Below are 24,486 nucleotides of genomic sequence, written 5' to 3' on the forward strand. Positions count from 1 at the left end.
TGTCAAGAGTTACAGGGCGCCTCCAGAAAAACCTTGACTTTGAATGTGGTCTAGCGCACTCTGTTGCTTAGCGCGAATTCTGTTGATTCTTGCGGAACACCTCCCCCAGGGCTTCCCGGCCCTTCCTATGTGAATAAGAACCCTGAACCTAAAGAGGTGCGACACCACAGTCAGCGAATCGGGCGTGGACCCCAACCTTCCGCCCGGACTATCGCCCCAAGGGCATGCATCAATGCCTGCCCGTGACTCGCCGAGCAAAGGAACCCGCTCATGGCTATCAACAGCGAAATATCATCCCCCAAACCGAACGGCCTTCCCGTGGACAGCGATCCACTGGAAGCCCCTGTCAGGCCGAACCCGGACGTGAAGGACAGCACCGTCCCGGCAGCCGGAGCTGCCGCCGCCGGCACGCCGGCAGAAACTGCCCCGGCCGAAAGCGAGACCGCCATCCTTCCGGAGACAGAAGAATACGAGCAGATCCTCGAGGAGCTGCGCCAGAGCAAGACCGAGCAGGCAGTCTCCGAACGCCGCAACCGCAAGCTCATCCTCGACAAGACCACGTTCGGCATCACGGGCGTCCTCGCCCTGGCCTTCGTGGTCTGGGGGTTCGTTGGCAAGGAAAGCCTTTCCACAACCTCCACCGCAGCCCTCGACTGGGTAATGGAGTACACGGGCTGGCTCTTTATGGTCCTGGCCTCCCTCTTCGTCGTTTTTGTCCTGTGGCTGGCCCTGGGCAAGTTCGGAAACATCCCGCTGGGCAAGGACGGCGAAAAGCCCGAGTTCCGGACCGTGTCCTGGGTGTCGATGATGTTCGCCGCCGGCATGGGCATCGGCCTGATGTTCTACGGTGTCGCAGAGCCCCTGTACCACTTCATCACTCCCCCGCCCGGCACCGTGGACGGCCGCACGCCGGACGCCATCCAGACAGCGATGGCCACGTCCATCTTCCACTGGACCCTCCACCCCTGGGCCATGTACGCAGTGGTGGGTATTGCCATGGCGTACGGCACCTACCGGCTGGGCCGCAAGCAGCTGATCTCGGCTGCCTTCACCTCGCTGTTCGGCATCAGGACGGTGGAAGGCCCGGTGGGGAAGTTCATCAACATCCTCGCCATCTTCGCCACGCTTTTCGGCACGGCCGCGTCGCTGGGCCTCGGAGCACTGCAGATCGGAAGCGGCCTCACCTCCAACGGTTACGTGGGTGAAATCGGGACTCCCGTCCTGGTGGCCATCGTCGCCATCCTGACGGCGTGCTTCGTCGCCTCGGCCGTGTCCGGCATCAGCCGCGGCATCCAGTGGCTGTCCAACACCAACATGGTCCTGGCCGTCATCCTTGCTTTGATCGTCTTCATTGCCGGGCCCACCCTGTTCATCCTCAACCTCATCCCGTCGGCTGTGGGAGATTACGCCCGTGACCTGGCAGAGATGTCCTCCCGCACCGAGGCCGTGGGTGACGAAGCACTCCGTACCTGGATGTCAGGCTGGACCATCTTCTACTGGGCATGGTGGATTTCCTGGACGCCCTTCGTGGGGATGTTCATTGCCCGCATCAGCCGTGGCCGGACCATCCGGCAGTTCGTGACCGGCGTCCTGCTGGTCCCGAGCATCGTGAGCGTCATCTGGTTCGGCATCTTCGGCGGTACTGCCTTCAAGATCCAGCAGGACGCCGACAAGGCAAACCTGCCGGGCCTGATGACGGTCACCGACGGAACTGCCAGCATTGATTTCGACGGCGCCCTGTTCAACCTGGTCAAGAACCTGCCCCTGCCGGCCTGGCTGATCGCCGCCGTCGTGGTCCTGGCCATGGTGTTGGTTGCCATCTTCTTCATCACCGGCGCGGACTCGGCGTCGTTGGTTATGTCCTCGTTGAGCTCCAACGGCTCATCGGAGCCGAAGCGCGGCCTGGTCATCTTCTGGGGAACGCTCACCGGTGCAGTGGCGGCAGTCATGCTCCTGGCCGGCGGTGACGAACCTTCCGAAGCGTTGTCGGGCCTGCAGCGGATCACCATCGTTGCGGCGCTGCCGTTCGTCGTCGTGATGCTGCTGCTCTGCTTCGCCCTGGCCAAGGACCTGCGCCGGGACCCGCTCTCGCTGCGCCGCCGCCTGGCCACCTCCGTGGTGGAGCGGGCCATCCGCACCGGCGTCGAGCAGCACCGCGGGGTCCAGTTCGACCTCGTCACCAAGCACGAATGCGCGGAAACCTGCCCTGACCCGGAGTCCTGCTCCGGGGGAAGCTCCGGGGGAAGCTCCGGAGGCGGCAGCTCTGCAGTCAGCTCCGGTCCGGAGACCGACAGGAAATAGCTTTACGTACTGGCCCTGGTGATCCCATCACCAGGGCCAGTTTTTTGTCCGGGAGCTTAGCCGGCAATAGCGCTTCCGGCGAGTGTTGCCTCGACGACGTCGGGCGACAGGACGTGCTGGGTGACCATCTGGCTGGCCCCGAGGATTGCCGCGCGGTGCCCCGCCATCGAGATGCCGATCCGCAGGTGTGCCGTGGCCAGCGGCAGCGAGCGGCGGTACACCACCTCGCGGATCCCGGCCACAAGGTGCTCCCCCGCCTCCCCGATGCTGCCGCCGATGATGACCATGGACGGATTGAGCAGGTTGACGGCGGCGGCCAGGACGTCGCCCACATCGCGCCCCGCCTGGCGCAGCGCCTGGACGGCCTGCGGGTGCCCCTCCCGGACAAGCCGAAGCACGTCGGCGCCCGTTGCCGCATCCAGGCCCTGCGCGTGGAGCTGCCGGGCGACGGCGGGCCCGGACGCGAGCGCTTCGAGACAGCCGTAGTTGCCGCAGCGGCACAGGACGTCATCGCCCCGCGGCACGCGGACATGGCCCAGGTCACCGGCCGTCCCGTTTGCCCCGCGTTGCAGCTGTCCGCTGCTGATGATGCCCGCGCCAACGCCCGTGGCGACCTTGATGAACAGGAAGTTGCTGTGCTCGGGCCAGTAGGCGGTCCGCTCCCCGAGGGCCATGATGTTGACGTCGTTGTCCACCAGGACAGGGACCGGCAGCGAGCGCTGGACATACGGGACCACGTCGAATCCGTCCCACCCCGGCATGATGGGCGGCTTAACGGGCCGCCCCGTGTCGTGTTCAACCGGGCCGGGCAGGCCGATGCCCACTCCGGCAAGGTCCTTGAGCGGGCGGCCGGCCTCGGCGAGCAGCTCTTGTGCAAGGGCAAGGATCCGGCCCAACACGGCTTCCGGCCCCTCAGCCACTTCCTGCTCCAGCCGGCGCTCCGCCACAATGCTGCCGGCAAGGTCAGTGACGGCCACCACCGCGTGGGTGGCCCCGACGTCGACGGCCAGCACAACGCGCGCGGCCGGGTTGAAGGCAAAGCGCGACGGCGGCCTGCCGCCGCTGGAGCTTGCCTCCCCCGCGGGCCCAACCAGGCCGGAGCTGATGAGGGCATCGATGCGGGAGGCAACGGTGGAGCGGGCCAGCCCGGTAGTGATGGCAAGTTCGGCGCGCGTCCGTGCCTGGCCGTCACGCAGGAGTTGGAAGAGATCCCCGGCACGCCCCTGCAGCCCCTGGATGTCAGGCGGAGCAAATCGGCCGGCGGTTTTGGTCATACGAAATTGATAGCACGCCCACTTACTTCTGTCACGCGCACAACTTTTGCTTGACCTTCGGCAAAAGTCCTTCTAGCTTTGCACTAAGACAAACTGCCGGCGGGACACTGCCACATGCCGAAGAAGCCAGGAGAACCATGCCGTATTCAGTCCAGCTCTACACCCTGCGCAACGCCATCGAGGACGACCTGCCCGGAACCATCAGGAAGGTGGCGGAGATCGGCTTCACGCAGGTGGAGCCCTACAACTTTGTGGCCACCGCCAGGGAGCTGGGCGCCGCGCTGAGGGAAAACGGCCTGGCCGCACCTTCCGGCCACGCTCCGCTGCTCAGCCAGGACCAGGACGAAATTTTCGCAGCGGCCAAAGAACTCGGCATTGCCACCGTCATCGAGCCCTTCATCCCTGCCGATCACTGGCAGAATGCGGAGGACATCCAGGCCACGGCGGCCAGGCTCAACGCAGCAGCCAAAAAGGGCGCCGAATACGGCATCCGCGTGGGCTACCACAACCATCAGTGGGAGCTGGAGTCCACCATTGAAGGCCGCACCGCCCTGGAATACTTCGCAGGCCTGCTGGATCCGGAACTGGTCCTGGAGGTGGACACGTACTGGGTGGCTGTCGGCGGCCATGACCCCGTGGACATCCTTGCCAGGCTGGGTGACCGGGTGAAGCTCATCCACATCAAGGACGGCCCCCTGACCACGGACACCAAGGCGCAGCAGCCCGCAGGGCAAGGCAAGGTCCCGGTCCTGGACGTCATCGCAGCGGCGAAGTCCCTGGAGACAGGCGTGGTGGAATTCGACGACTATGCCGGCGACATCTTCGACGGCATCGCCCAAAGCCTGGCCTTCCTGAACAGCAACACCGCCGGCAACCCTGCAGAAGGAGCAACGGCATGAGTCCCCTTTCCGCACGCAAAGGCCCGGTAGGCGTCGGCGTCATCGGCGCCGGCAACATCAGCAAGCAGTACCTGGACAACCTCACCGTGTTCCCCGACCTCAAGGTCCACGTCATCGCCGACATGTTCGAAGAGGCGGCCGAGGCCCGTGCCAAGGAGTACGGCATCCCGGAATGGGGCGGCGTGGACAAGGCACTGCACCACCCGGACGTGGAGATCATCGTCAACCTGACCATCCCGGCCGCGCACGTTGAGGTGGCCACAGCCGCCGTAAACGCCGGCAAGCACGTCTGGACGGAGAAGCCGTTCAGCCTGGACCGGGAATCCGGGCTCGGGCTCCTCAAGACCGCCGACGCCGCAGGCATCCGCCTGGGCTGCGCACCGGACACCTTCCTCGGCGCCGGGCTGCAGACGGCCCTGCGCCTGATCCAGCGCGGAGACATCGGCACGCCCCTGACCGCGATGACCACGTTCCAGACCCCCGGCCCGGAGTCCTGGCACCCCAACCCGGCGTTCCTGTTCCAGCATGGCGCCGGCCCGCTGTTCGACATGGGCCCGTACTACCTCACCACCCTGGTCCAGGCATTCGGCTCCATCCGCAAGGTGGCCGCCGTCGGGTCCAAGGCCAAGGAAGTCCGCGTCATCGGTTCCGGGCCCAAGGCCGGCGAGGAATTCACGGTTGAGGTACCCACCCACGTCTCAGCGATGGTGCAGTTCGAGTCCGGCGCCTCCTCCCACAGCGTGTTCTCCTTCGAATCCCCCCGCGCACGGGTGGGCTTTGTGGAGATCACCGGCACCGAGGCCACCATTTCCCTGCCGGACCCCAATTACTTCGACGGCGATATCAGGCTGTGGCGTGCCGGAGACGAGGACTGGACCACCATCCCGGCCACCGGCCCGGCGAACGGCCGGGGCATGGGCGTGCTGGACATGGCCCGGTCCATCCGGGCAGGTGTCCCGCACCGCGCCACCGGGGACCTTGCCTACCACGTCCTGGACAGCATGGTTTCCATTTCCGAATCCATCGATGCCGGCACATTCATCAACGTGGAAAGTTCCGCTCCGGCTTCCGCAGCCCTCCCCGAGGACTGGGCACCCGAAACCGCCACTCTCTAGGAAACCCCGACCATGACACAGCAGACACAAACCAGCGGCGCCCGTTCCCTCGGCGTTGCCGCCATCGGCTACGCCTTTATGGGAAAGGCCCACTCCAACGCGTGGCGGAACGTGGCCAGCTTCTTCGACGTTCCGGCCTTCGAGCAGAAAGTACTCGTGGGGCGTGATGCCGGGCAGGTGGCACAGGCGGCAGCCACGTACGGCTGGGCTGAGTCCGCCACCGACTGGCGCTCCGTCATCACCCGCGACGACATCCACATCGTGGATATCTGCACACCGGGCTGGATGCACGCCGAGATCGCCGTCGCCGCCCTCGAGGCCGGCAAGCACGTCCTCGTCGAAAAACCCCTGGCCAACACCCTGGCCGAAGCTGAACTCATGACTGCCGCGGCGGCAAAGGCCCGGGCCCGCGGCGTCCAGTCGATGATCGGCTTCAACTACCGCCGGGTCCCCGCACTTGCCCTCGCCAGGGAACTGATTTCCGAGGGCCGAGTGGGCACGGTGCGGCATGTCCGCGCCGCCTACCTGCAGGACTGGCTTGCCGATGACCAGGCCCCCATGACCTGGCGGCTGCGAAAAGAAACAGCAGGCTCGGGTGCCCTCGGCGACATCGCCTCACACGCCATCGACCAGGTCCTCTACCTCCTGGGCGACCAGGTCACCGAGGTCAGCGGCCGGCTCCACACCTTCGTGGACCGCCGCCCAGGCACCAACGGACCGGAGGACGTCACGGTCGACGACGCCGCCTGGGCAACACTGTCCCTCGCCTCCGGAGCCATCGCCTCGGTGGAGGCCTCCCGGGTGGCCACCGGGCGGAAGAACTCCCTCCAGATTGAGGTCTACGGCGATAAGGGCAGCATCCTCTTCGACCTGGAAAACCTCAACGAACTCGGCTTCCTGGACGCCACCGCGCCCGCCCGGGAGCAGGGCGTCCGGCGTATCCTCGTCAGCGAACCGGACCACCCCTACCTTGATGCGTGGTGGCCGCAGGGCCACATCATCGGCTGGGAACACACCTTCACCCACCAAATCCGCGACTTCCTGCTGGCCGTGCGGGACGGAACCCAGCCGTCGCCGTCGTTCGAAGAAGGACTGAACGTGCAGTACATCCTGAACGCCGTCGAGGAATCCGCCGGCAACAAAAGCGCCGCCACGCCCGTCCACGCACCGCTTTCCACCGAAGGAGCCTGACATGCCCCGTCCGTTCACCCTTTTCACCGGCCAGTGGGCCGACCTGCCCTTCGAGGAAGTTGCCAAGCTGGCCTCCGGCTGGGGCTACGACGGACTCGAGATCGCCGTCTCCGGCGACCACCTGGACGCCTGGCGCTGGGACGAACCCGGCTACGTCGAGTCCAAACTGGAGATCCTCAAAAAGTACAACCTCAAGGTCTGGGCCATCTCCAACCACCTCACCGGCCAGGCCGTCTGCGATGACCCCATCGACTTCCGGCACCAGGGCATCGTCCGGTCCAAGGTCTGGGGCGACGGCGAGCCCGAAGGCGTCCGCCAACGCGCCGCCGAGGAAATGAAGCACACCGCCCGGCTCGCGAAGGCACTGGGCGTGGACACCGTCGTCGGCTTCACCGGCTCCTCCATCTGGCAGTACGTCGCGATGTTCCCGCCCGTCCCCGAGAAGGTCATCGACGCCGGCTACCAGGACTTCGCCGACCGCTGGAACCCCATCCTGGACGTCTTCGACGAATGCGGCGTCCGCTTCGCCCACGAAGTCCACCCCTCCGAAATCGCCTACGACTACTGGACCACCGTCCGCACCCTCGAAGCGATCGGCCACCGCGAAGCGTTCGGCCTGAACTGGGACCCGTCCCACATGATGTGGCAGGGCATCGACCCCGTCTCCTTCATCTGGGACTTCAAGGACCGGATCTACCACGTGGACTGCAAGGACACCAAGATCCGCCAGACCGGCCGGAACACCGTCATGGGCTCCCACCTGCCCTGGGGCGACCCGCGCCGCGGCTGGGACTTCGTCTCCGCCGGCCGCGGTGACGTCCCCTGGGAAGCGTCCTTCCGCGCCCTCGCGGCCATCGGCTACAACGGACCCATCAGCGTCGAATGGGAAGACGCCGGCATGGACCGCCTCCACGGCGCGCCCGAAGCCCTCGCTGCGCTGAAGAAGTACGATTTCCCTGTTTCCACCGCTTCGTTCGACGCCGCCTTCAGCAGCAAGGACTGACATGCCCCACGCACTGCTTGCCCTGAACGCGGGCAAGCACGTGCTGGTGGAGAAGGCCTTCACCATCAATGCCCGCGAAGCGCAGGACATCGTGGAGCTCGCGAAGGCCAAGGGGCTGGTGGCCCTGGAGGCCATGTGGACCAGGTTCCTCCCGCACAAGGTCCGCCTCCGGGAGATCATCAGGGAGGGCACCATCGGCGAGGTCAGGAAGGTCATCGCCAGCCATAACCAGGACCTCCCCAAGGACCCGGCCCACCGGCTTAACGATCCTGCCCTGGGTGGCGGCGCGCTGCTGGACCTTGGCATCTACCCCGTCTCGTTCGCGTTTGATGTGTTTGGCGCACCGGAAACCATGCGGGCCAGCGCTGCCATGACGGCGACGGGCGTGGACCGCCAGACGGCAGTGGTTTTCGAGTATGCGCAGGGACAGCAGGCCATCCTCGACTGTGAACTGGATGCCGCCGGCCCCAACCGGGCAGTGGTGATCGGCACGGGCGGCTGGATCGACATCGAACCCACCTGGTACAACCCCACACCCTTCACCGTTTACGACACCCTGGGCAACGTCGTGGAACGGTTCGACCAGCCCGTGAAGAGCAGGGGCATGCAGTACCAGGCAGCCGAGGTGGAGCGCCTCGTCAGCGAGGGGCTCACCGGAGGCACGGTGCTGCCGCCGGCTGAGAGCGTGGCCGTGATGGCTGCCCTGGACGGAATCCGCCGCCAGATCGGCCTGGCGTACGACGCCGACGGACGGCTTTAGCGGCCGGCCCGCCTTAGGCGGGACCGCGGTTCAGGACCACCTCGTAGGCTTCCACGCGCCGGTCCGTCACGGTGGTGGGCGATTCCAGGTGGACTGCCCCGGAGGGCAGGATGCCGGCCCCGCCGAAGCGTTCCATGACCTGCCACTGGGCCATGACGTCCTCCCCCGCGTGATCCGGCGGCAGGTCGGGCCAGAAGGTGAACCCACCGGCGTCGTTCAGGGCTTCGCGCCGGTACATCACGCACCCGCCCAGCCACGCCACCCGGTAGGGCACCCATTGTCCCGGCTCAAGGGACAGGTCGGCGCTGAGGTGGCTAAGGTTGGCGGCGCTGTGGAGCGGCCAGCGCTCGAACGCGGGGTCCCCCGGGCGGATGCGCTCCGGCATCACCCCGCCTTTCCACGCTTCGAAGTTCGCGGTCTGCCCGGGCCGCCGGTCGTCCAGGTAGGACAGACCCTGCGGGGCCATCCCTACAAAGCCGCACCCAAGCTCGTGGAGCGCACGGCTGAGCAATTCCACAGCACCCGGCTCCAGCCAGATGTCGTCGTCAAGGAAGAGGCACTGGTCCGCCGTGGACTGCTCCAGCAGGAACTGGCGGTGTTCCGCCAGCCCGCGCCGCGGCAGGTGGCGAAGGAGCGTGACCGGCCGCCCCTGGGCTTCCAGGACCCGCACCATGGCGGCAGCGGCGGGGTGCTCCCAGCCGGGCCCGTCCGTGGACTGGTCGCTGACGACGACGGCGAAGGCCGGGTCGGTTTGTCCGGCAAGTCCCGCGAGGGTGACGGCGAGTTCCGCCGGCCGGTCGCAGGTGGGTACAAGAACGTCCACTGCAACCCGTTCCGGCCTCTCAGCCGGCCGCGCCCACTGTCCTGATGGTCTCCTGCTCACAGTTCCTCCTGGCACCGGCGGGAAAGTGCCGGCAACTGGCGAATTGGTTTCGCATGGTCCGTACCCCGCCGGGAGCCATGTATGCCGGACACGGTGAAGGCCCCCGTCCCGGCATGGAGCCGTGGCGGGGGCCTTCAGCGGATCAGGACCGCTTATCCGGCGTCGAAGCTCTCGCCGCCGCCGTCTTTGGGCGACTTTTCCTGCGGGAGATCATTGCCGCTGCCGTCCGGAATGCCGGTGGCTTCCTGCCCGGGCTCGGAGGAGACCGGCGCGGAGCCCTGGGAATCGTCGTTGAACTCGTTGATCTCAGCCTCGCCGGAGGGAAGGTCCATGTCACGCGGAACCTGTTCCTCCCCGACGCCGGACTGCGGCTCGTTGGTGTCAGCCCCGCCGGCACCCGAGGTGGTGCCGCCCTGGCTTGCGCCCTGGTTGCCGCCAAGCTCCTGCTCAGCCGTCGGAGTGCCGTAGCCGCCCGGGTCCTTTTCCGGCTCGGCGTGCTGGTTTTCCTGCGTCATGGTTCCTCCTGTGTGCGATGGGATGAAACTGGTGTGCAAAATCCGGTTGCTCAGAGCCCCTTGCCGCCCGTCACCGGCAGCACCGCGCCGGAAATGTAGGACCCGTCTTCGGAGGCCAGCAGAACGTACGCCGCGGCGAGCTCAGCAGGCTGGCCGGCACGTTCCAGCGGGGTATCCTGGCCAAACTTCGGGAGCTTGTCCGGCCATTCGGTGGCGGGGATAAGCGGCGTCCAGATGGGGCCGGGGGCCACCGCGTTGACGCGGATTCCCTTGGACCCCAGTTCCTGCGCGAGTGCCTTGGTGAACGCCACCTGCGCGGCCTTGGTCATGGCGTAGTCGATGAGGCCCGGCGAGGGATTGAAGGCCTGGATGGATGCCGTGGTGATGATCGAGGCGCCCGGTTTGAGGTGCGGGACCGCCGCCCGTGCGGTCCAGAGCAGGGAGTACAGGTTGGTCTTGAAAACCCGGTCGAACTCCTCCGTGGGAAGGGTCTCCAGGCTTTCGCGGTTCTTCTGGTAGGCAGCGTTCAGCACCACCACGTCCAGGCGGCCGAATCCGGCCACGGTTTCCTCGACGATCCGGGTGCTGAAGTCCTCTTCACGCCCGTCCCCGGCGAACAGGAGGACGCGGCGCCCCGCCTTTCGGATCCAGTCCGCAGTGTCCTGGGCGTCGTCTTCCTCCTCGGGAAGGTAGGAGATGGCTACGTCGGCTCCCTCACGGGCAAATGCGATGGCCGCCGCCTTGCCGATGCCGGAATCGCCGCCGGTGATGAGTGCCGCCTTGCCCTCCAGCTTCCCGTGTCCCTCGTAGCTGAGTTCTCCGTGGTCAGGTTTGGGATCCATGGGCGCGGTGAGGCCCGGCTGCTTCTGTTCCTGCTCGGGGAAGGGGCCTGCGTGGTAGCCGCCCCGGGGGTCCTTTGGCTGGTCCGTCTGCTTGTCTGTGCCGCTCATAGTCCACCTACTCGCTGTGTCGGTTTTCGAAGAGCCCTGCCGCCGGCCCTTCGACGCTATCCCGGCCGGCGGAACAAAGTCCACCCGTTCGGAGCCGATAATCAGTAAACTTATCAAATGTTGATACCGGCGCAAGATCGGCCTTGTTTCTGGGTATGTGAAGAGTAGAAAGGGAAACAGGGCCGGCCAGGCAGCCAAGGAAGGAGCAGCGATGTCCGAGGTGGAGGATTACACCGGCAGAACCGGGCGGAACGAAACCCGCGAGGAGCAACTGGACCGGAACTGGGCGGAACTGCTCCAGGAGATGCGCGTGCTGCAGATGGGCGTCCAGATCCTGGCAGGCTTCCTCCTGACCCTGCCCTTCCAGGAACGGTTTGAGGACCTGGATGACTTCCAGGTGAACCTGTACCTGACCAACGTGGTGATCGCCGCACTGACCACGGCGTTGATCCTCCTGCCGGTCAGTGTGCACCGGAGGCTTTTCCGGAAGCGCCTCAAGGAAACTCTGGTGTCCAGCGGCGACACGATCGCCAAGATCACCCTGGCCGGCATCGCGCTGCTCAGCGCCGGCACTGCAGCCCTGGTTTTCGACGTCACCGCGGGCCGCTCGGCCGGGCTGACGGCCGGCGCGGCACTGCTGGCCGTGATGGTGGTCCTGCTGGTCTATGTCCCACTGCACCTTAACAAGCGCGCCGCCGCAGGAATGACGGCCCGGGCAAACAAGGAGTGACAATGCGCAAATGGGCCAAGGAACACGGGCTGCTGCTGGCGAACGCAGCCCTGTTCCTGATCTTTTTCGGAGGGATGATCCTCTCCGGAGCAGCGTCGTACAGCGAAGAGCAGCAGGCACACGGCGAACCCGGGGTTTCAGTCCTGCAGTTCATGGGCACCGGGGAGTTTGTCGAGGCCACCTTTGAGAACTGGGAATCGGAGTTCCTGCAGATGGCCCTGTACGTGGTGCTGACGGTTTTCCTGTTCCAGAAGGGATCGTCGGAATCCAAACCGATGGGCAAGGAAGCCCCGCAGGACGAGGATCCCCGCGAGGCCGCCATCAAGAAGGCAACGCCGTGGCCGGTCAAGCGCGGCGGTGCCGCATTGAAGTTCTACGAGCACTCGCTGTCCATCCTGCTGTTTGTGCTGTTTTTGGCCTCCTTCACGGCGCACGCCCTGGGCGGCACTGCGGCGTACAACGAGGAGCAGCAAAGCCACGGCCAGCCCACAGTCACGTTCCTGCAGTACGTGGGGACCAGCCGCTTCTGGTTCGAGTCTTTCCAGAACTGGCAGAGCGAGTTCCTGGCCATCGCCGTCCTGGTGGGCGCGTCCGTCTACCTCCGGGAAAAGGGCTCCCCGGAGTCCAAGCCTGTGGCCGAACCCCATTACGAAACCGGCGCCTGAGCCGGTTCCTGTCGAAAGGAATCCATGCGAACTGTTGTGAAATCCGTCCTTCTGGCCCTCCTGCTCCTGGCTGCGCCGGCACTTTCGGTGGCACCGGCCTCAGCCGCACAACATCCGGCGGTCGCCGCCGGCGACGCAATCGTCCAGGCGGCTGCGGGATCTTCCGGAGGGGTGTGGGCGCCGGCAGGCAACACTCCCACGCCATCTCCCGGGGATACCGCCTCCAGTGGGCCTGCGAACCCCGGGACGGGCGAGTCGGCGCAGAATGAGTCCACCCGGCTGGACTTCGCTCCCTGGGTGATCGGGGCAATCGCCCTGGTGACAATCATTGTGGTACTGATCTGGCGGCGACGCCGGAACACCACCATCGTGGGCTGAGCGGCGCATGATTACCCCAAACGTGGCCGACGGCATCCATCTCATCACGCACGCCCACGTCAACTGCTATCTCGTGGAGGACCAGGACGGGCTGACCCTGGTGGACGCCGGGCTCCCGAGCATGTGGTCCATGCTGCTGGAGCTCCTGGAGGACCGCGGCAGGCAGCCGGAGGATATCAAGGCACTGGTCCTCACGCACGGACACTTCGACCATGTCGGGTTTGCGCTGCGGGCCCGCCGGGAGTGGAACATTCCGGTGCTGGTCCATCCGCGGGACGCGCACCTGGCTGCCCATCCGTACAGCTACAAGCCCCAGCGCAACCGGTTCCTCTATCCCTTGAGCCACCCGCGGTCCATGCCGCTGCTGGGACGGATGGCGGCAGCCGGAGCGCTGGCCGTCAAGGGAGTGTCAAGCACCCGGCCGCTGCCCATCGGCGCGGCCTTGCCGGTGCCGGGAAGCCCTACGGTTGTCCACACTCCGGGCCACACCGACGGGCACTGCATCCTGCATTTCGCGGACCGGGACGCCGTCCTGAGTGGCGACGCCCTGGTGACCCTGGATCCCTATACGGGCAAGGCGGGGCCGCAAATCGTTGCCTCTGCGGCGACCAAGGACACGAAACAGGCCCTGGCGTCCCTGGAGGCGGTTGCCGCCACGGGTGCCGCAACCGTGCTTTCAGGCCACGGGGAGCCATGGACGCAGGGCGCCGGCGCAGCAGTGAGCCATGCACTCACGGTCGGGGCGCACTGACGGTCGGGGCCCACTGACAGTCGGGGCGTATTGAGGCCGTCTTTTCCGGTAATGCCCAGGGGCTTTAGGCCCCTTCGAGTACCTGGCTCGTTGCCCAGGCCAGGTACTTTCCGGCATTGGCAACAGCATCCTGCGGGCTCGACGCCACGTCCAGCAACTGTGCCGCAGCCACCACACCGTGCCGGGCGAGGTCTTCGGGTGTCACCAGGATCCGGCCGGCCACAACGATGACCGGTATGCCCCGCTCGCGGGCGGCGTCGGCGAGCGCAATGGGCGCCTTGCCGGTGAGCGACTGGGAATCCATGGACCCTTCGCCGGTAATCACCAAATCCGCGCCGCCCAGTTGCTGTGCCAGGCCGGTGAGTCCGGCTACCAGCGCGAAGCCGCCTTCCAGCATGGCGCCCGTAAAGGCAAGGAACGACGCCGGGAAGCCGCCGGCGGCGCCGGCGCCGGGGACGTTCACGTCCCGGCCCGTGGCTTCCCGCAGGACGGATGCCCAGTTGCGGAGGCCGGCGTCGAGCTGTTCCACGGCGTCCTGGTCTGCACCCTTTTGCGGGGAGAAGACGTGCGCGGCGCCGGACGGTCCGTAGAGCGGGTTGCGGACGTCAACAGCGATCCGGAAGGTGGTTGCCGCAAGCCGCGGGTCCAGGCCGCTGATGTCCAGTGCGGCGACGTCGGCGAGGGATCCGCCGCCCAGGGGCACCACGTTGCCGGCGGAGTCCAGTGGCTTCAGGCCGAGGGCGCGCAGGGCTCCGCTGCCGCCGTCGGTCATTGCTGATCCGCCCAGGCCCAGCACGATTTCCGTAGCACCTGCTTCCAGGGCGGCCGCGATGAGCTGTCCGCAGCCGTAGCTGTGGGCCCGCAGGGCGTTCTCCGGCGTGGGTTCCATGCTGGCGAGGCCCGATGCCTGGGCAGTTTCGATGACGGCGGTGACCTTGCCATCGCTGCCCTTGCGGATGGCCCAGGCGGCACCGAGGGGTGCCAGAATCGGGCCCACCACGGCGTTGAGCCGTTCCTCGTAGCCGGCGGCGACGGCCGCTTCAAGGGTGCCCTCGCCGCCGTCGGCGATGGGGAATTGGGTGGCCACGGCGTCGGGGTAAACGCGCAGGGCGCCTTCAGCGATCGCGGCGGCGGCTTCGGCTGCCGTCAGGGAGCCCTTGAACTTATCCGGAGCAATGAGGATGCGCATGCGCTCCATCATGCCAGCACCGCGCGGGAAAGCGCTTGCCAGATCCGGTATGCGGACAAACCCCGCCGTTTAGGAAAAACCTCAGCCTTCGCGCCACTCGTGGCTGGTGATGTGCGAGCCCGCCTGCGGGCCCATCAGGAGCATGCCGCCGTCCACGGGCCAGGACGCGCCGTTCACGTAGCTGGAGGCAGGCGAGGCGAGGAAGGCGATCACGGCAGCAATCTCCCGGGCGTCACCTGGCCGGCCCAGGGGCACGCCCGGGCGGTCCTTCGCGGTGGGGTCCTCGTCCTCCTGGCCGGTCATGGGAGTGGCAATCTCGCCGGGGGCCACGGTGTTTGCAGTGATTCCGTGCTCAGCCAGTTCCAGGGCAAGCGTCTTCATAAGGCCGGCAAGCCCATGTTTGGACGCGTCATAGGCGGAGGATCCCACCCGGGGCTGGAACTCGTGGACGCTGGTGACGGCGATCAGCCGTCCGCCCCTGCCCGCGTGGACCATACGGCGGGCTGCTGCCTGCAGGCAGACAAACGCGCCGTTGAGGTTGGTGTCGAGTGTCTGCATCCAGCGGTCGATGTCCATGTCCAGGAATTTGGTGCTCTCGCCGGTGCCTGCGTTGTTGACGAAGACGTCCACGCCGCCGAGCTCGTCAGCGAGTTCGTCGATCACGGCGCCTGCCGCCCGGAGCTCCGTGGTGTCCAGTTGCCGGATCACCGCCTTGCGGCCCAGAGCTCGGATTTCCTCGGCGGTGCCTTCGGCCCCGGCTTTGTCGGAGTGCCAGGTGACACCAACATCCAGTCCGGCGCGGGCCAGGGCCACCGCAGTGGCCTTGCCGATGCCGGAATCGGATGCGGTGACGATGGCGGTGGCGGGCGTGAAGTTGCTGGTGTCCTGCATCGAGGCAGCCTTTCGGGTGGGTCAGGGTGCGTGGATCATCTTGGGTCGAACTGGTCGCGGCGGTCAGGCGGGACGGCGAAGTTCGGCCTCCGGCGGGTAGCCGCCGTGTGCTGTGGCGGGTTCCTCGGGAACGGCCATCAGCGGGACGGCGAAGGTGACCACCGGCCGCGCTTCCGGGTCGTCCGCCGACCTCACGGTCAGGCTCCGGGTGCCGGGCGGCACCGAGGGGGTGAAGACCTGAAGGTTCCGGGAGCCCAGGACCGCGGAGTCCCGCAGTGAGTACTCGGTTCCAAAGTGGTCCTGGAGGATAATCCGGGGTTGCGGCCCGCCCTCGGACGCCATCTGGATATTGACCACCAGCCCGGTGGCCCAGATTTCCACCGACAAGACGGTGAATTCATTTGAGTCCGTGACGTGGCGTCCATACGTGGGCGGCAGCAGCATCCTGCGAAGGGAGCCTGACGGTATGAGTTTGCGCATTGTTGTTCCTGTGGGTCTTGCGTCCGCGGTCGCCGAAGTGGCGCCGGATGCAACTCCGGTGCTGCCGAAACGATGGGGGCGCGGGTGCGGCTTAGGCGTCTTCGCGGTTGGGATTTTCCAGCCGGAAGAAGTTGGATTGCTGCCCGTCGCTGCGCTGTTCCTGATAGATGAAGTTCAGTCCCCGGGAGTCGAAGGTTTCAAACCATTCCTCCCAGCTGATGTGGCGAAGCTTGTCGTTTTCGCCGCCAAAATCGATTCTCAGCACTCCGAGGTGGTCTCCGTGTTCGGTGCCTTCCACCGTGGCGGGAACGCCGTCGCGCTCCTCCGCCCACTGCCTGATGACTTCGTGGTGGGTGGTGGCGAGGCTGCGTCCCTCACGCTCCGGCTCGTCGTCCGGCGAGGTGACTTCCTGTGAGTACTTGAGGGATTTGGAGGAGTCCGGCCCACGCCGGATCTTTCCGCCGTCCGGGCCGGGGCCCAGGTCCTCTTCATCCGTGTCCGCGCCGGAATCGCGGGCGTTGTTTCCCTTGTCCTGTGCCATGGCGGCCATCCTTTCCCCAAGGTCCTAACTAGTAAGGCTACTTACTATGTAGCCTCCGGATTGGCCCTTGTGTCAAGGGGTTTGGCGGCTTTCTGCGGCTTCCCGCAATGGCGCCACTGCCGGGCGCGGGCCGCTAGGTCCGGGGGCGCAGCACCGCGTAATATCCGGGAACGCGGCCCTGCCCGCTGATGCCGGTTGCGGGATTCGTTTCGATGGCCACGGGTCCGTCCTCCACGAGTTGCCAGACGGTGGGGGGCAGTGCCCGGGAGCGCTCCTCCGGGCCGAAACGGCCGGGCATCGGCAGGCCGCGGATGGCCCGTTCGAGTGGAGCAGGAATGCTGCGGGATGTGGCGCCCAAATGGGACACGTACTCCACCGGGTTTCCCTGGAAGTTGGTCTCCGCAAGGAATACGCTCCCGCGCTGCCCAACCAGCAGGCGCAGGTTTTCCGCGAGGGCCGCCTGGTCTGCCGCGCCCAGGACATGGAGAACGCCCCGGATGAACACGTTGGCCTCCCGCGGGAGGTCTTTCTCTGCGCCCGGCGCCGTCATGTCCCTGACCTGGAACCGGACGTTGCGGAATTCAGCGGATTCGGCCTCGGCCCGGTTCACCGCGTGCGCGGACACGTCCACGCCGATGACCTCGGGGAAAAGTCCGGCTAGGGCCCTGCTGAAGCTGCCGTGCCCGCAGCCGATGTCAACGACGGGAAGCTCCGGGTCCAGATGTCTGAGGAGGACTTCCTTGTAACTGAGGAATTCCTGGTCCGTTCCGGAATCCCACAGGACCTCACCGGCCGCCCCGGTGGCCCTGATGCCGGCCCAGTAGGTGTCCCAGGCCAGCGGCCGGTCCTTCGGCGCAGAGCGCGACAGCCGGACAAGCTTGGGGATCATCAGGTACTTCTGCAGGGCGGATGCCACCGATTTCGCTGGGGAGGACTTTGAGGGGGAGGACACCGCTCCAATATATGTCCCGGAGCTGTTGCCCGCGGGCGCGGCACGGGGTTTCGCGGATGGGCCTCTCCCCCCGCCGGTCCGCAGAACGCCGGGTCAGGCCGCCGCACCCTCCAGCTTCAGCCAGGCCATGGCTTCCTCCCGGGATGTGAAGAAGCGGGTGGGACACGGCAGTTTGTTGATGCCCAGGATGAAGTTGGCCATCACTTTGTCCACCGGCGAGGCACCCAGCAGTGCGATGCGTGAAGCCTGGCAGGGGCGGCCAAAGACGGCGCGGGCGCCCCGGCTGACCTTTTCGGTTGTGGCCATGTCCACCAGCATCGGATGCCGGTTCTCTCCGCAGAGTTCGTTCACCCTGCTCATGGCATTCTCTGCATCAGCCTCGCTGATGGCCGCACCGCGCGGCCAGCGCAGGTGCAGGACGCCGCCCTCGAGGGTGAGGTGGCCCTTTTCGCGTTCTTCCGGCTGGTGCGTCACTTTGTCCTCCCAGTGAATATTCATGGAGCCGCCCGCCCCGCATCCCCCTACAATGTACTCAACTGGGAGGAAAGTGAGCATTGTGGCAGCTGATTTGCCGTGTGACTTGCGCATGCCCCGCAGCGCGGTGGTGGCGGACGCCAACGCCGGGCGGCTGGCGCTGAACGCCGCCGCCCTCCGTGATGCCGGATATACCGTCCACTCCACAACGGACGCCGCCGGGCTGGCTGCCCTGCTGGACGGCTGCCAACCAGCTGTCATGGTGGTGGATGCCCCGCTGCTGCCCGCCGCCGAGTCGGAAGTGCCGGTCCTGGTCATGGTGGACCTCGACAACATCGCCGAGTGCACCGTCCGCCCTCCGGGCATCCACGACTGCATCGCCAAACCGCCCTCACCCCGGGAACTGGTCCACCGCGCTACGGCGCTCATCGATCTGGTGTCCCGCCGCAATGCCTCGCGGCAGGAGGCCGAGGCGCTGCGCGGGCAGCTCCGGCAGGTGTCCGCAGCTGTACGGGCAACGAACGATCCGCAGGAAATCGCGGACCACGTGGTTGCAGGATTCGGCCGGACGTTCAAGGCCGACCATGTCTGCCTGGCCACCTTTGAGGACCATCGGGTCCCCCCGATCACGGCCGCCTGGAGCAGGCCGGGACTGGATCCGCTCCCGGCCGATGCGCTTCCGGACGAGGAGGAAGCACGCCGGACGGCCGACCTCCTGTGGGCCGGGGCAGAGACCCTGTCCTCGGACGGCGCCGAGACGGACGACGCCGAACCGGGAACCGCCGCAACTGACGGGGCCATGCAGGGCAAAGGCGGGCACGCGGCGGCAGGCGAGGCGCCGGCGTCGGGCATTGCCAACGCTGCCTCGACGCTGGCCATCCCCATGGGCGAAGGAAGCTCGTCGCTGGGCATCATCTGGATCGCCAGTGTTGACCGGCCCCGGACATGGTCCCGTGCTGAACTGGGACTCATCCAGCACGTTGCCGGCAACGCCGCACACGGACTGATCCAAAGCCACCTGATCAGCAGCCAGCAGCAGGTGGTCAAGCAGCTCCAGCAGCTGGACAAGGCCAAGACGGACTTCCTGGCCACCGTCAACCATGAACTGCGCACGCCGCTGACGTCCATCATGGCCTACCTGGACATGATCCAGGAGAGCACGGAGCAGCCCGTCTCCGCCGAAGTCCACCAGATGCTGGACATCGTGGTCCGGAACACGGAGCGGCTCCGGACCCTCATCGAGGACATGCTGAGTGTGTCGCGCAACGGCCTTGACGACAGCCTGATGCACCTCACCCCGGTGCGCCTGGGCCAGACCCTGGACCTGGTGGCGGCAGCGCTCCGGCCGCTGGCGAAGCTGCAGAACGTGACCATCGCCGTGGACCCGGTGCCGGAAGACCCGGAAATCCTCGCCGATGAGGTGCAGCTGCAGCAGGTGTTCACCAACCTGGTGTCCAACGCCATCAAATTCACCCCCAGCGGCGGGCGGATCGAGGTGGGCAGCGAATCGCACGCGGAGGCGGACGGCACCCGCTGGGCCACCGTGAGCGTCGCGGACACGGGCATCGGCATTTCCAGCGAGGAAATCGACCATGTCTTCACCCGGTTCTACCGTGCTTCCAACGCCATGTCCGGCGCCATCCCCGGCACGGGCCTGGGACTGGCCATCACCAAGGACATCGTGGCCCGCCATGGGGGACACATCGATGTGGCCTCCACGCTTGGCGCGGGCACCACCGTTACGGTCAGCCTCCCCCTGGATGCCGACCGGTCCCGGTCCAACTAGCGGGGAGGAGCACTTTCGATGTTTGCGGATGACGATCCCCGCCTCTCCCACCTGCTGGAAGGCATTGTGCGGCTGGCCTCGGGAGACCTCAGTTCCCGGATCGAGGTCTCTGATGCCCGCGACGAGCTGGATGCCATCATCATGGGCACCAACCTGCTGGCCGAAGACCTGCAGATCATCTACGAAGAGCTAGAGCAGCGCGTCCAGGTGCGGACCCAGCTCCTGCACGAGGCCCACCTCGAAATGCAGAAGATGGCCATGCAGGACCCGCTCACCGGCCTTGCCAACCGCTCGGCCCTGATCGAGGCTTTGCGGACAGCGCTCGACGCCGGCAGCGCAACGGGCGAGGGCCCCGCCATCCTGCTGATGGATCTGGATGCCTTCAAATCCATCAACGACAGCATGGGCCATACGGCCGGCGACCAGGTCCTCATCACCGTGGGGGAACGGATCCGCAACGCGGTACGCTCCACCACCGACGTCGTCGCCCGCCTGGGCGGGGACGAATTCGCCATCGTTATGCCGGAGGCGTCACCGGACCAGGCAGTCATCGTGGGGCACCGCATCCTGGCGGCCCTCAAGCGGCCCATCGAGCTCCCCGGCCGCAGCGTGCGCTGCGGCGCCAGCATGGGGCTGAGCGTTGGCAGCGCCGGCCAGGCCCCGGAGGACATGCTGATGGAGGCCGACGTCGCCATGTACGCCTCCAAGGCGGAAGGGCAGAACCGGCTGCACCGTTTCGAGCCGGCGCTCCTGCTGATGCGCAGGCTCCGCAGCCAGCTGGTGGACGACCTGCGCGCCGCGATCAAGACCGATGGCCTGATGCTCCACTACCAGCCCGTGGTGGAGCTCGCCACCGGCCGGATCGAAGGGGTGGAGGCGCTGGTCCGGTGGAACCACCCCACCCGCGGGTTCATCATGCCCGATGAGTTCATTCCCCTTGCCGAGGAAGCCGGGCTGATCTCCGAACTGGGGCTCTGGGTGCTCCGGACGGCAGTGCACCAGCTCCGCGACTGGATCGACGCCTCCCTGGTGGACAGCCGGTTCTCCGTGCGCATCAACATCTCCGCGACGGACCTGCAGAGCCTGCAGTTCATCGAGGACGTCCGGAACGTCCTGAAGGAAACCGGCGTACGGCCGGAGCAGGTGGTCCTGGAACTGACGGAAGTCGCCATCGTCAAAGGCAACGAGCTGGACCGTTATTCGCTGGGAGGCCTCCGCGGCCTGGGAGTGGGCATCGAAATCGATGACTTCGGTACCGGGTACTCCTCCATCAGTTACCTCCGCCGGCTTCCCGTGGACCGGGTCAAGGTGGACCGATCGCTGATCAGCGGGCTGGGCACCGACCCGGGCCAGCCTGAGCTGGTGGCCGCCGTCCTGCAACTGGTCCGGGCATGCGGGCTGGAGGCCGTGTGGGAGGGCGTGGAAACAGCGGAGCAGGCAGAGATTTTGCGCGGGCTGGGCTGCCTCAGCGCCCAGGGGTACTACTTCAGCAGGCCGGTCCCGCCCGAACAGATCCCCCTGCTGCTGGCAGACCGGGCGGAAAGCGCTAACCCTTAGGGGCGAAAAGTACTGCGCTTTTGTTCACGCCGATATACGATCATCGTGCGGTGTCTGGCTTTCGTCGCCGCGAAAACAGGGAAAAACAGAAACACCTGACCTTAAAAGGCGTTTAGAAATTGAACATTAATGGGCCACTGGGTCATTACTTCGTCAACTGGGGGGCGTAGCTAATGTCGGTTCGTGTACAGGCATGGGGAATTATTGCCGCGGTGTTGGCGGATACCGATCCGTCCGGAGCCGCCGTCCGTCAGCGCCTTAGCAACAGCCTCGACGAGAACCCGGGCGTGCCGGAACGTGCGCTGCTGGAATACCTGCTGGAAACGCGGCGCAGTGAAGCCAATACGGTGGAAACCCTGGAAAGCGCCAGGGAGATGCGCCTGACGCCCCGCGCCATTCCGCCAAAGCTTGCCGAACACATCGACGCCATCCGCAGCATGTCGCGCATCAGCGCCCTGCTCGAAAGCCAGATGCTGATGACGGCTTTCCAGCCCATTTACGGGCTGGCGGGGAAAAACGTGGTGGGCGTGGAAGCACTCTCACGCTTTGTCAGTGACGACGGCGCTGCCGCGGAACTGTGGTTCGCAGAGGCCAGGGCGGTCGGCCTGGGCGCCAACCTTGAGTTCTCGGCACTGGGATCCGCCGCAGCCGCTGCCAAGGACCTTCCGCCGCATCTTTTTGTGTCCCTGAACATTTCGCCCACGTCATGCCTCGATCCGCGGCTGCCAGAGTTGTTCGAGCACATCGACCTTCCCGTCAGCCGCGTGGTGCTCGAATTGACGGAAACCATCGCGGATGAGCAGTACGCGCAGTTTATTGCCGCGGTCACTCCCCTGCGCGACAAGGGCCTGCGGATTGCGGTCGACGACACCCATTCGGGCGCCGGCGCCCTGAGCCGCATGGTGCACCTGCGGCCCGATTTCCTCAAAGTGGGCCGGGACGTGATCGGCGAGGTGGACAGCGACGGCATCCAGCGTGCCCTGGCTGCCTGCCTGGTGGACTTCACGCGGCAGATCGGCACCACCCTGGTTGCGGAAGGCATCGAAACGGTCGGCGAACTCAAGGTCCTCACCGAACTCGGGATTGACGCCGGCCAGGGCTACCTCCTGGGCCGGCCCTCCGTCCGGCCGCAGGACTGGGCGTCCTGGAACACCCGCCTTGACGTGGACGGCCTCAACCGGCAGCTGGTCGGCACCGAGCAGTCCGGCCGGGATTCCCAGCCCACCGATTCCCCCTAGCTCCGGACCGGCGCCACCGGGACGTTTACAACCAACGGCTGATGGGCGGGCACCGTGCCCGCCCATCAGCCGTTGGTTTGTGTTCGCGCGCCTTACTCGTCGTGGCCCTGGTCCCCGCTCATCTGGTCCTCGGCCGGCGGCGTCTCTCCGGGAGGAACTCCCCCGCCGGGCTCCAGGCCCGTGATGTTGCCTTCGGCGGGATCGGGGTTCGGGGTGCGGGCCGAATCCTCGCCTCCGCCGGTGCCCGTGCCGGTGCCCGTGTGGCCTGCCCGCGGTTCCTTGCCCGGCTGATCAGGGTTCGCGGGATCATTTTCCGGATGGTAGCTGCTCATCATGCGTGTCCTTTCCTGCCCGGCCGTGGTTCTTTGCCCCAGCTCTGGACTAATTGTAAGCATGCTGATAATTCTGGAAGGGAAGAGCGGGGCGGCCGCTGGGGCGCCCCGCATACGATGTCAGGAGGAGCAGTCATGGGAATCGGCGACAGCATCGGCAAGGCAGCAGAGAACGCCATGGAGGATCTGGCGGGAACATCCAAGCCCACGGAAAAGCTGAATGTTCCCGACCCCACGGACCCCAACGACGATGTGGAGGTCCACTCCTCCATCAGCGAAGGCTCCAACGCCATGGAGGCCGAAAAACAGAAAGCCCCGGGGCTCAAGACCGGCGCCGCACCCGGGCCGGTTTCCGAAAGTCCCTTTGGCGGGGATATAGACGAAACCAACAATGACAGGGCGGAAGCAGGGCGCGGAACGGGCGACGACGGCCTGGCAGGCGATGCGTCTGCGCCTACCGGCGGGACGGGGGCGGCAGGCAGCGGAGGTCCCAGTGGTGTAAAGGGCGGACTGCCGGACAGCAACCCGGACGAGCTGCGGGCCGACCCGACCGAAGGCGACCAGGACCCGTCCACCAGCACCGGCCGCGGCTAGAACCACCACAGCGGATCAGGCGGTTGGCCCCGGCGGCCAGCCGCCTTTTTCCGTGAGGACCTCCTTGAGCAGGTCCGCGCGGTCGGTGACGATCCCGTCGACGCCCATCTGCAGGAGGCGGCGCATCTCGGTGGGGTTGTTGATGGTCCAGACGTGGACCACCAGCCCCAGGGCATGGGCCCGCCGGACGGATCCGGGCGTCACCACCCTGATGACCCCCCGGCGTACCGGAACCTGCAGCGCCTGCACGTCGCGCAGGATCCGGCGCATCAGCCAGCGGAACACCGGGCCGGGCAGCACCGGGCCCAGCAGGGTGAAGAGGCCGCTGGACAGAACGCCGGCGGAGGCGGCCACCGGACGGCTGAGCAGCTTCAGCACCGCCCGCCGTCGCCGGTCCGAGAAGCTTGTCACCAGCACCCGGTCATGCACCTGGTGGCGTTCGATGGCGGCCGCGGTGCTCTGCACCGAGTTCCAGTCCTTGACGTCCAGGTTGAGCCGGACATTGGGTAGCCCGGCGACCAGCCCGTCGAAAGTAGGGATCGGCTCGCGGCCGCCGATCCGGAACTTCGCAATCTCAGCGGCGGTAAGATCCGAAACCTTGCCCCTGCCGTCGGTGACCCGGTCCAGCGTGTCGTCGTGGAAGAGAAGCAGCACGCCGTCGGAGGTGGTGTGCACGTCGGTTTCCACGTACCGGTAGCCAAGGCTCGCGGCGGCACGGAACGCAGCCATGGAATTCTCCAGGCCGTCCACGGAAAAGCCGCGGTGCGCCATCGCAATAGGCAGCTGGTTCCCGGCGTCGTCCGGGTTGGCGAAGAACGGCAGGGTCACAGTGCGAGCGTACCTGAGCGCCCTGCCGGCAGCGGTCCGCCTGGGGCGCGGCGCCTGTTCCCGCTAGCGATGCCGCGTCGCTGTCGCTCCGTGATGGGAGAAAGTATGCCCTCGCCTCACCGGAGCTCTGGCTTGGGCTATGGGTTTGGGTTGATCATGGTGGTGTCTGCCACGGTGGACGCCGGTTTGCCTATGGTGCTGTAGTTGAG

25 protein-coding genes and 1 pseudogene are annotated in these 24,486 nt (G+C 66.5%); 14 read left to right on the plus strand and 12 right to left on the minus strand.

What is annotated here, in order from left to right; all coding sequences use genetic code 11:
* Positions 1-270 precede the first annotated feature (270 nt).
* Entirely contained in the window at positions 271-2,301 is a 2,031-nt protein-coding gene (locus tag DXK94_RS09320) for a BCCT family transporter (RefSeq protein WP_258868498.1), read from the plus strand.
* A gap of 56 nt (positions 2,302-2,357) precedes the next feature.
* On the opposite strand, the gene DXK94_RS09325 is transcribed toward DXK94_RS09320, so the two are convergent.
* Positions 2,358-3,575, minus strand: coding sequence for an ROK family transcriptional regulator (locus DXK94_RS09325; protein ID WP_115524747.1), 1,218 nt, complete (start codon positions 3,573-3,575; stop codon positions 2,358-2,360).
* Between the two features lie 137 nt (positions 3,576-3,712).
* Between DXK94_RS09325 and DXK94_RS09330 the strand changes: the two genes are divergently transcribed.
* The 5 genes and pseudogenes from DXK94_RS09330 to DXK94_RS09350 all read left to right on the plus strand — a co-directional run.
* Positions 3,713-4,474: a sugar phosphate isomerase/epimerase gene (locus DXK94_RS09330; RefSeq protein WP_115524748.1), complete on the plus strand. Its 762-nt coding sequence runs from the start codon at positions 3,713-3,715 to the stop codon at positions 4,472-4,474.
* Complete coding sequence (locus tag DXK94_RS09335; RefSeq protein ID WP_115524749.1) at positions 4,471-5,589, plus strand: Gfo/Idh/MocA family protein; 1,119 nt, start codon at positions 4,471-4,473, stop codon at positions 5,587-5,589. The genes DXK94_RS09330 and DXK94_RS09335 overlap by 4 nt, the downstream gene beginning before the upstream one ends.
* A gap of 12 nt (positions 5,590-5,601) precedes the next feature.
* On the plus strand, positions 5,602-6,780 hold the full coding sequence (locus tag DXK94_RS09340; RefSeq protein WP_115524750.1) for a Gfo/Idh/MocA family protein: 1,179 nt from the start codon (positions 5,602-5,604) through the stop codon (positions 6,778-6,780).
* Position 6,781: 1 nt separating this feature from the next.
* Positions 6,782-7,783, plus strand: a complete 1,002-nt coding sequence (locus DXK94_RS09345; RefSeq protein WP_115524751.1) for a sugar phosphate isomerase/epimerase — start codon at positions 6,782-6,784, stop codon at positions 7,781-7,783.
* 7 nt (positions 7,784-7,790) lie between these two features.
* Positions 7,791-8,543, plus strand: a pseudogene (locus DXK94_RS09350) (Gfo/Idh/MocA family protein); the annotation flags it as partial.
* A 13-nt stretch (positions 8,544-8,556) separates the two neighbouring features.
* Here DXK94_RS09350 and DXK94_RS09355 read toward each other — a convergent pair.
* The 3 genes from DXK94_RS09355 to DXK94_RS09365 form a co-directional block, all read right to left on the minus strand.
* A complete protein-coding gene (locus DXK94_RS09355; RefSeq protein ID WP_115524753.1) occupies positions 8,557-9,426 on the minus strand; it encodes a glycosyltransferase family 2 protein in 870 nt (289 codons plus the stop codon).
* 152 nt (positions 9,427-9,578) lie between these two features.
* Complete coding sequence (locus DXK94_RS09360) at positions 9,579-9,941, minus strand: hypothetical protein (protein WP_115524754.1); 363 nt, start codon at positions 9,939-9,941, stop codon at positions 9,579-9,581.
* A 50-nt stretch (positions 9,942-9,991) separates the two neighbouring features.
* Complete coding sequence (locus tag DXK94_RS09365; protein ID WP_079596923.1) at positions 9,992-10,891, minus strand: SDR family oxidoreductase; 900 nt, start codon at positions 10,889-10,891, stop codon at positions 9,992-9,994.
* Positions 10,892-11,102: 211 nt separating this feature from the next.
* Here DXK94_RS09365 and DXK94_RS09370 point away from each other — a divergent pair, with 211 nt between their 5' ends.
* Genes DXK94_RS09370 through DXK94_RS09385 form a run of 4 tightly spaced genes read left to right on the plus strand, consistent with a single transcriptional unit; the run spans position 11,103 to position 13,415 of the window.
* Positions 11,103-11,621, plus strand: coding sequence for a DUF6328 family protein (locus DXK94_RS09370; protein ID WP_079596924.1), 519 nt, complete (start codon positions 11,103-11,105; stop codon positions 11,619-11,621).
* A gap of 2 nt (positions 11,622-11,623) precedes the next feature.
* The gene (locus DXK94_RS09375) at positions 11,624-12,286 is read left to right on the plus strand and encodes a DUF6766 family protein (RefSeq protein ID WP_079596925.1); all 663 of its coding nucleotides are present in this window, start codon (positions 11,624-11,626) and stop codon (positions 12,284-12,286) included.
* Positions 12,287-12,310: 24 nt separating this feature from the next.
* Positions 12,311-12,664: a LuxR family transcriptional regulator gene (locus DXK94_RS09380; protein ID WP_115524755.1), complete on the plus strand. Its 354-nt coding sequence runs from the start codon at positions 12,311-12,313 to the stop codon at positions 12,662-12,664.
* 7 nt (positions 12,665-12,671) lie between these two features.
* Complete coding sequence (locus DXK94_RS09385; RefSeq protein WP_115524756.1) at positions 12,672-13,415, plus strand: MBL fold metallo-hydrolase; 744 nt, start codon at positions 12,672-12,674, stop codon at positions 13,413-13,415.
* A 64-nt stretch (positions 13,416-13,479) separates the two neighbouring features.
* Here the strand turns inward: DXK94_RS09385 and DXK94_RS09390 are convergent, their stop codons facing one another.
* The 6 genes from DXK94_RS09390 to DXK94_RS09415 all read right to left on the minus strand — a co-directional run bounded on the left by DXK94_RS09390 (position 13,480) and on the right by DXK94_RS09415 (position 17,966).
* Positions 13,480-14,604, minus strand: coding sequence for a glycerate kinase (locus DXK94_RS09390; protein WP_115524757.1), 1,125 nt, complete (start codon positions 14,602-14,604; stop codon positions 13,480-13,482).
* Positions 14,605-14,685: 81 nt separating this feature from the next.
* Positions 14,686-15,495 (minus strand): SDR family oxidoreductase, encoded by an 810-nt coding sequence (locus tag DXK94_RS09395; protein WP_115524758.1) that lies wholly within the window; start codon positions 15,493-15,495, stop codon positions 14,686-14,688.
* Positions 15,496-15,558: 63 nt separating this feature from the next.
* Complete coding sequence (locus DXK94_RS09400) at positions 15,559-15,975, minus strand: hypothetical protein (RefSeq protein WP_079596929.1); 417 nt, start codon at positions 15,973-15,975, stop codon at positions 15,559-15,561.
* Positions 15,976-16,066: 91 nt separating this feature from the next.
* Positions 16,067-16,516, minus strand: a complete 450-nt coding sequence (locus tag DXK94_RS09405; RefSeq protein WP_220272967.1) for a hypothetical protein — start codon at positions 16,514-16,516, stop codon at positions 16,067-16,069.
* Positions 16,517-16,649: 133 nt separating this feature from the next.
* Positions 16,650-17,405, minus strand: a complete 756-nt coding sequence (locus DXK94_RS09410; RefSeq protein WP_181884786.1) for a class I SAM-dependent methyltransferase — start codon at positions 17,403-17,405, stop codon at positions 16,650-16,652.
* 156 nt (positions 17,406-17,561) lie between these two features.
* Complete coding sequence (locus tag DXK94_RS09415) at positions 17,562-17,966, minus strand: STAS/SEC14 domain-containing protein (RefSeq protein WP_115524760.1); 405 nt, start codon at positions 17,964-17,966, stop codon at positions 17,562-17,564.
* 88 nt (positions 17,967-18,054) lie between these two features.
* Here DXK94_RS09415 and DXK94_RS09420 point away from each other — a divergent pair, with 88 nt between their 5' ends.
* The 3 genes from DXK94_RS09420 to DXK94_RS09430 all read left to right on the plus strand — a co-directional run bounded on the left by DXK94_RS09420 (position 18,055) and on the right by DXK94_RS09430 (position 22,523).
* A complete protein-coding gene (locus DXK94_RS09420) occupies positions 18,055-19,728 on the plus strand; it encodes an ATP-binding protein (RefSeq protein ID WP_258868499.1) in 1,674 nt (557 codons plus the stop codon).
* Between the two features lie 18 nt (positions 19,729-19,746).
* Positions 19,747-21,285 carry a bifunctional diguanylate cyclase/phosphodiesterase gene (locus DXK94_RS09425; RefSeq protein ID WP_115524762.1) on the plus strand — a complete coding sequence of 513 codons (1,539 nt, stop codon included), beginning with the start codon at positions 19,747-19,749 and terminating at the stop codon, positions 21,283-21,285.
* Positions 21,286-21,458: 173 nt separating this feature from the next.
* Complete coding sequence (locus DXK94_RS09430; RefSeq protein WP_079596934.1) at positions 21,459-22,523, plus strand: EAL domain-containing protein; 1,065 nt, start codon at positions 21,459-21,461, stop codon at positions 22,521-22,523.
* Positions 22,524-22,615: 92 nt separating this feature from the next.
* Here the strand turns inward: DXK94_RS09430 and DXK94_RS09435 are convergent, their stop codons facing one another.
* On the minus strand, positions 22,616-22,855 hold the full coding sequence (locus DXK94_RS09435; RefSeq protein WP_115524772.1) for a DUF6480 family protein: 240 nt from the start codon (positions 22,853-22,855) through the stop codon (positions 22,616-22,618).
* A 135-nt stretch (positions 22,856-22,990) separates the two neighbouring features.
* Between DXK94_RS09435 and DXK94_RS09440 the strand changes: the two genes are divergently transcribed.
* Complete coding sequence (locus DXK94_RS09440; protein WP_115524763.1) at positions 22,991-23,449, plus strand: hypothetical protein; 459 nt, start codon at positions 22,991-22,993, stop codon at positions 23,447-23,449.
* A gap of 15 nt (positions 23,450-23,464) precedes the next feature.
* On the opposite strand, the gene DXK94_RS09445 is transcribed toward DXK94_RS09440, so the two are convergent.
* Entirely contained in the window at positions 23,465-24,277 is an 813-nt protein-coding gene (locus tag DXK94_RS09445; RefSeq protein WP_258868500.1) for a glycerophosphodiester phosphodiesterase, read from the minus strand.
* Between the last annotated feature and the right edge of the window lie 209 nt (positions 24,278-24,486).

The organism is Arthrobacter sp. RT-1 (assembly GCF_003367205.1).
Taxonomy (GTDB): domain Bacteria; phylum Actinomycetota; class Actinomycetes; order Actinomycetales; family Micrococcaceae; genus Arthrobacter.

Coding starts and splice junctions, on each gene's coding strand:
- DXK94_RS09320 (WP_258868498.1), top strand. CDS start 271: ATGGCTATCAACAGCGAAATATCATCCCCCAAACCGAACGGCCTTCCC.
- DXK94_RS09325 (WP_115524747.1), bottom strand. CDS start 3,575: ATGACCAAAACCGCCGGCCGATTTGCTCCGCCTGACATCCAGGGGCTG.
- DXK94_RS09330 (WP_115524748.1), top strand. CDS start 3,713: ATGCCGTATTCAGTCCAGCTCTACACCCTGCGCAACGCCATCGAGGAC.
- DXK94_RS09335 (WP_115524749.1), top strand. CDS start 4,471: ATGAGTCCCCTTTCCGCACGCAAAGGCCCGGTAGGCGTCGGCGTCATC.
- DXK94_RS09340 (WP_115524750.1), top strand. CDS start 5,602: ATGACACAGCAGACACAAACCAGCGGCGCCCGTTCCCTCGGCGTTGCC.
- DXK94_RS09345 (WP_115524751.1), top strand. CDS start 6,782: ATGCCCCGTCCGTTCACCCTTTTCACCGGCCAGTGGGCCGACCTGCCC.
- DXK94_RS09360 (WP_115524754.1), bottom strand. CDS start 9,941: ATGACGCAGGAAAACCAGCACGCCGAGCCGGAAAAGGACCCGGGCGGC.
- DXK94_RS09365 (WP_079596923.1), bottom strand. CDS start 10,891: ATGAGCGGCACAGACAAGCAGACGGACCAGCCAAAGGACCCCCGGGGC.
- DXK94_RS09370 (WP_079596924.1), top strand. CDS start 11,103: ATGTCCGAGGTGGAGGATTACACCGGCAGAACCGGGCGGAACGAAACC.
- DXK94_RS09375 (WP_079596925.1), top strand. CDS start 11,624: ATGCGCAAATGGGCCAAGGAACACGGGCTGCTGCTGGCGAACGCAGCC.
- DXK94_RS09380 (WP_115524755.1), top strand. CDS start 12,311: ATGCGAACTGTTGTGAAATCCGTCCTTCTGGCCCTCCTGCTCCTGGCT.
- DXK94_RS09385 (WP_115524756.1), top strand. CDS start 12,672: ATGATTACCCCAAACGTGGCCGACGGCATCCATCTCATCACGCACGCC.
- DXK94_RS09390 (WP_115524757.1), bottom strand. CDS start 14,604: ATGCGCATCCTCATTGCTCCGGATAAGTTCAAGGGCTCCCTGACGGCA.
- DXK94_RS09395 (WP_115524758.1), bottom strand. CDS start 15,495: ATGCAGGACACCAGCAACTTCACGCCCGCCACCGCCATCGTCACCGCA.
- DXK94_RS09400 (WP_079596929.1), bottom strand. CDS start 15,975: ATGCGCAAACTCATACCGTCAGGCTCCCTTCGCAGGATGCTGCTGCCG.
- DXK94_RS09405 (WP_220272967.1), bottom strand. CDS start 16,516: ATGGCACAGGACAAGGGAAACAACGCCCGCGATTCCGGCGCGGACACG.
- DXK94_RS09410 (WP_181884786.1), bottom strand. CDS start 17,405: ATGATCCCCAAGCTTGTCCGGCTGTCGCGCTCTGCGCCGAAGGACCGG.
- DXK94_RS09415 (WP_115524760.1), bottom strand. CDS start 17,966: ATGAATATTCACTGGGAGGACAAAGTGACGCACCAGCCGGAAGAACGC.
- DXK94_RS09420 (WP_258868499.1), top strand. CDS start 18,055: ATGCCCCGCAGCGCGGTGGTGGCGGACGCCAACGCCGGGCGGCTGGCG.
- DXK94_RS09425 (WP_115524762.1), top strand. CDS start 19,747: ATGTTTGCGGATGACGATCCCCGCCTCTCCCACCTGCTGGAAGGCATT.
- DXK94_RS09430 (WP_079596934.1), top strand. CDS start 21,459: ATGTCGGTTCGTGTACAGGCATGGGGAATTATTGCCGCGGTGTTGGCG.
- DXK94_RS09435 (WP_115524772.1), bottom strand. CDS start 22,855: ATGAGCAGCTACCATCCGGAAAATGATCCCGCGAACCCTGATCAGCCG.
- DXK94_RS09440 (WP_115524763.1), top strand. CDS start 22,991: ATGGGAATCGGCGACAGCATCGGCAAGGCAGCAGAGAACGCCATGGAG.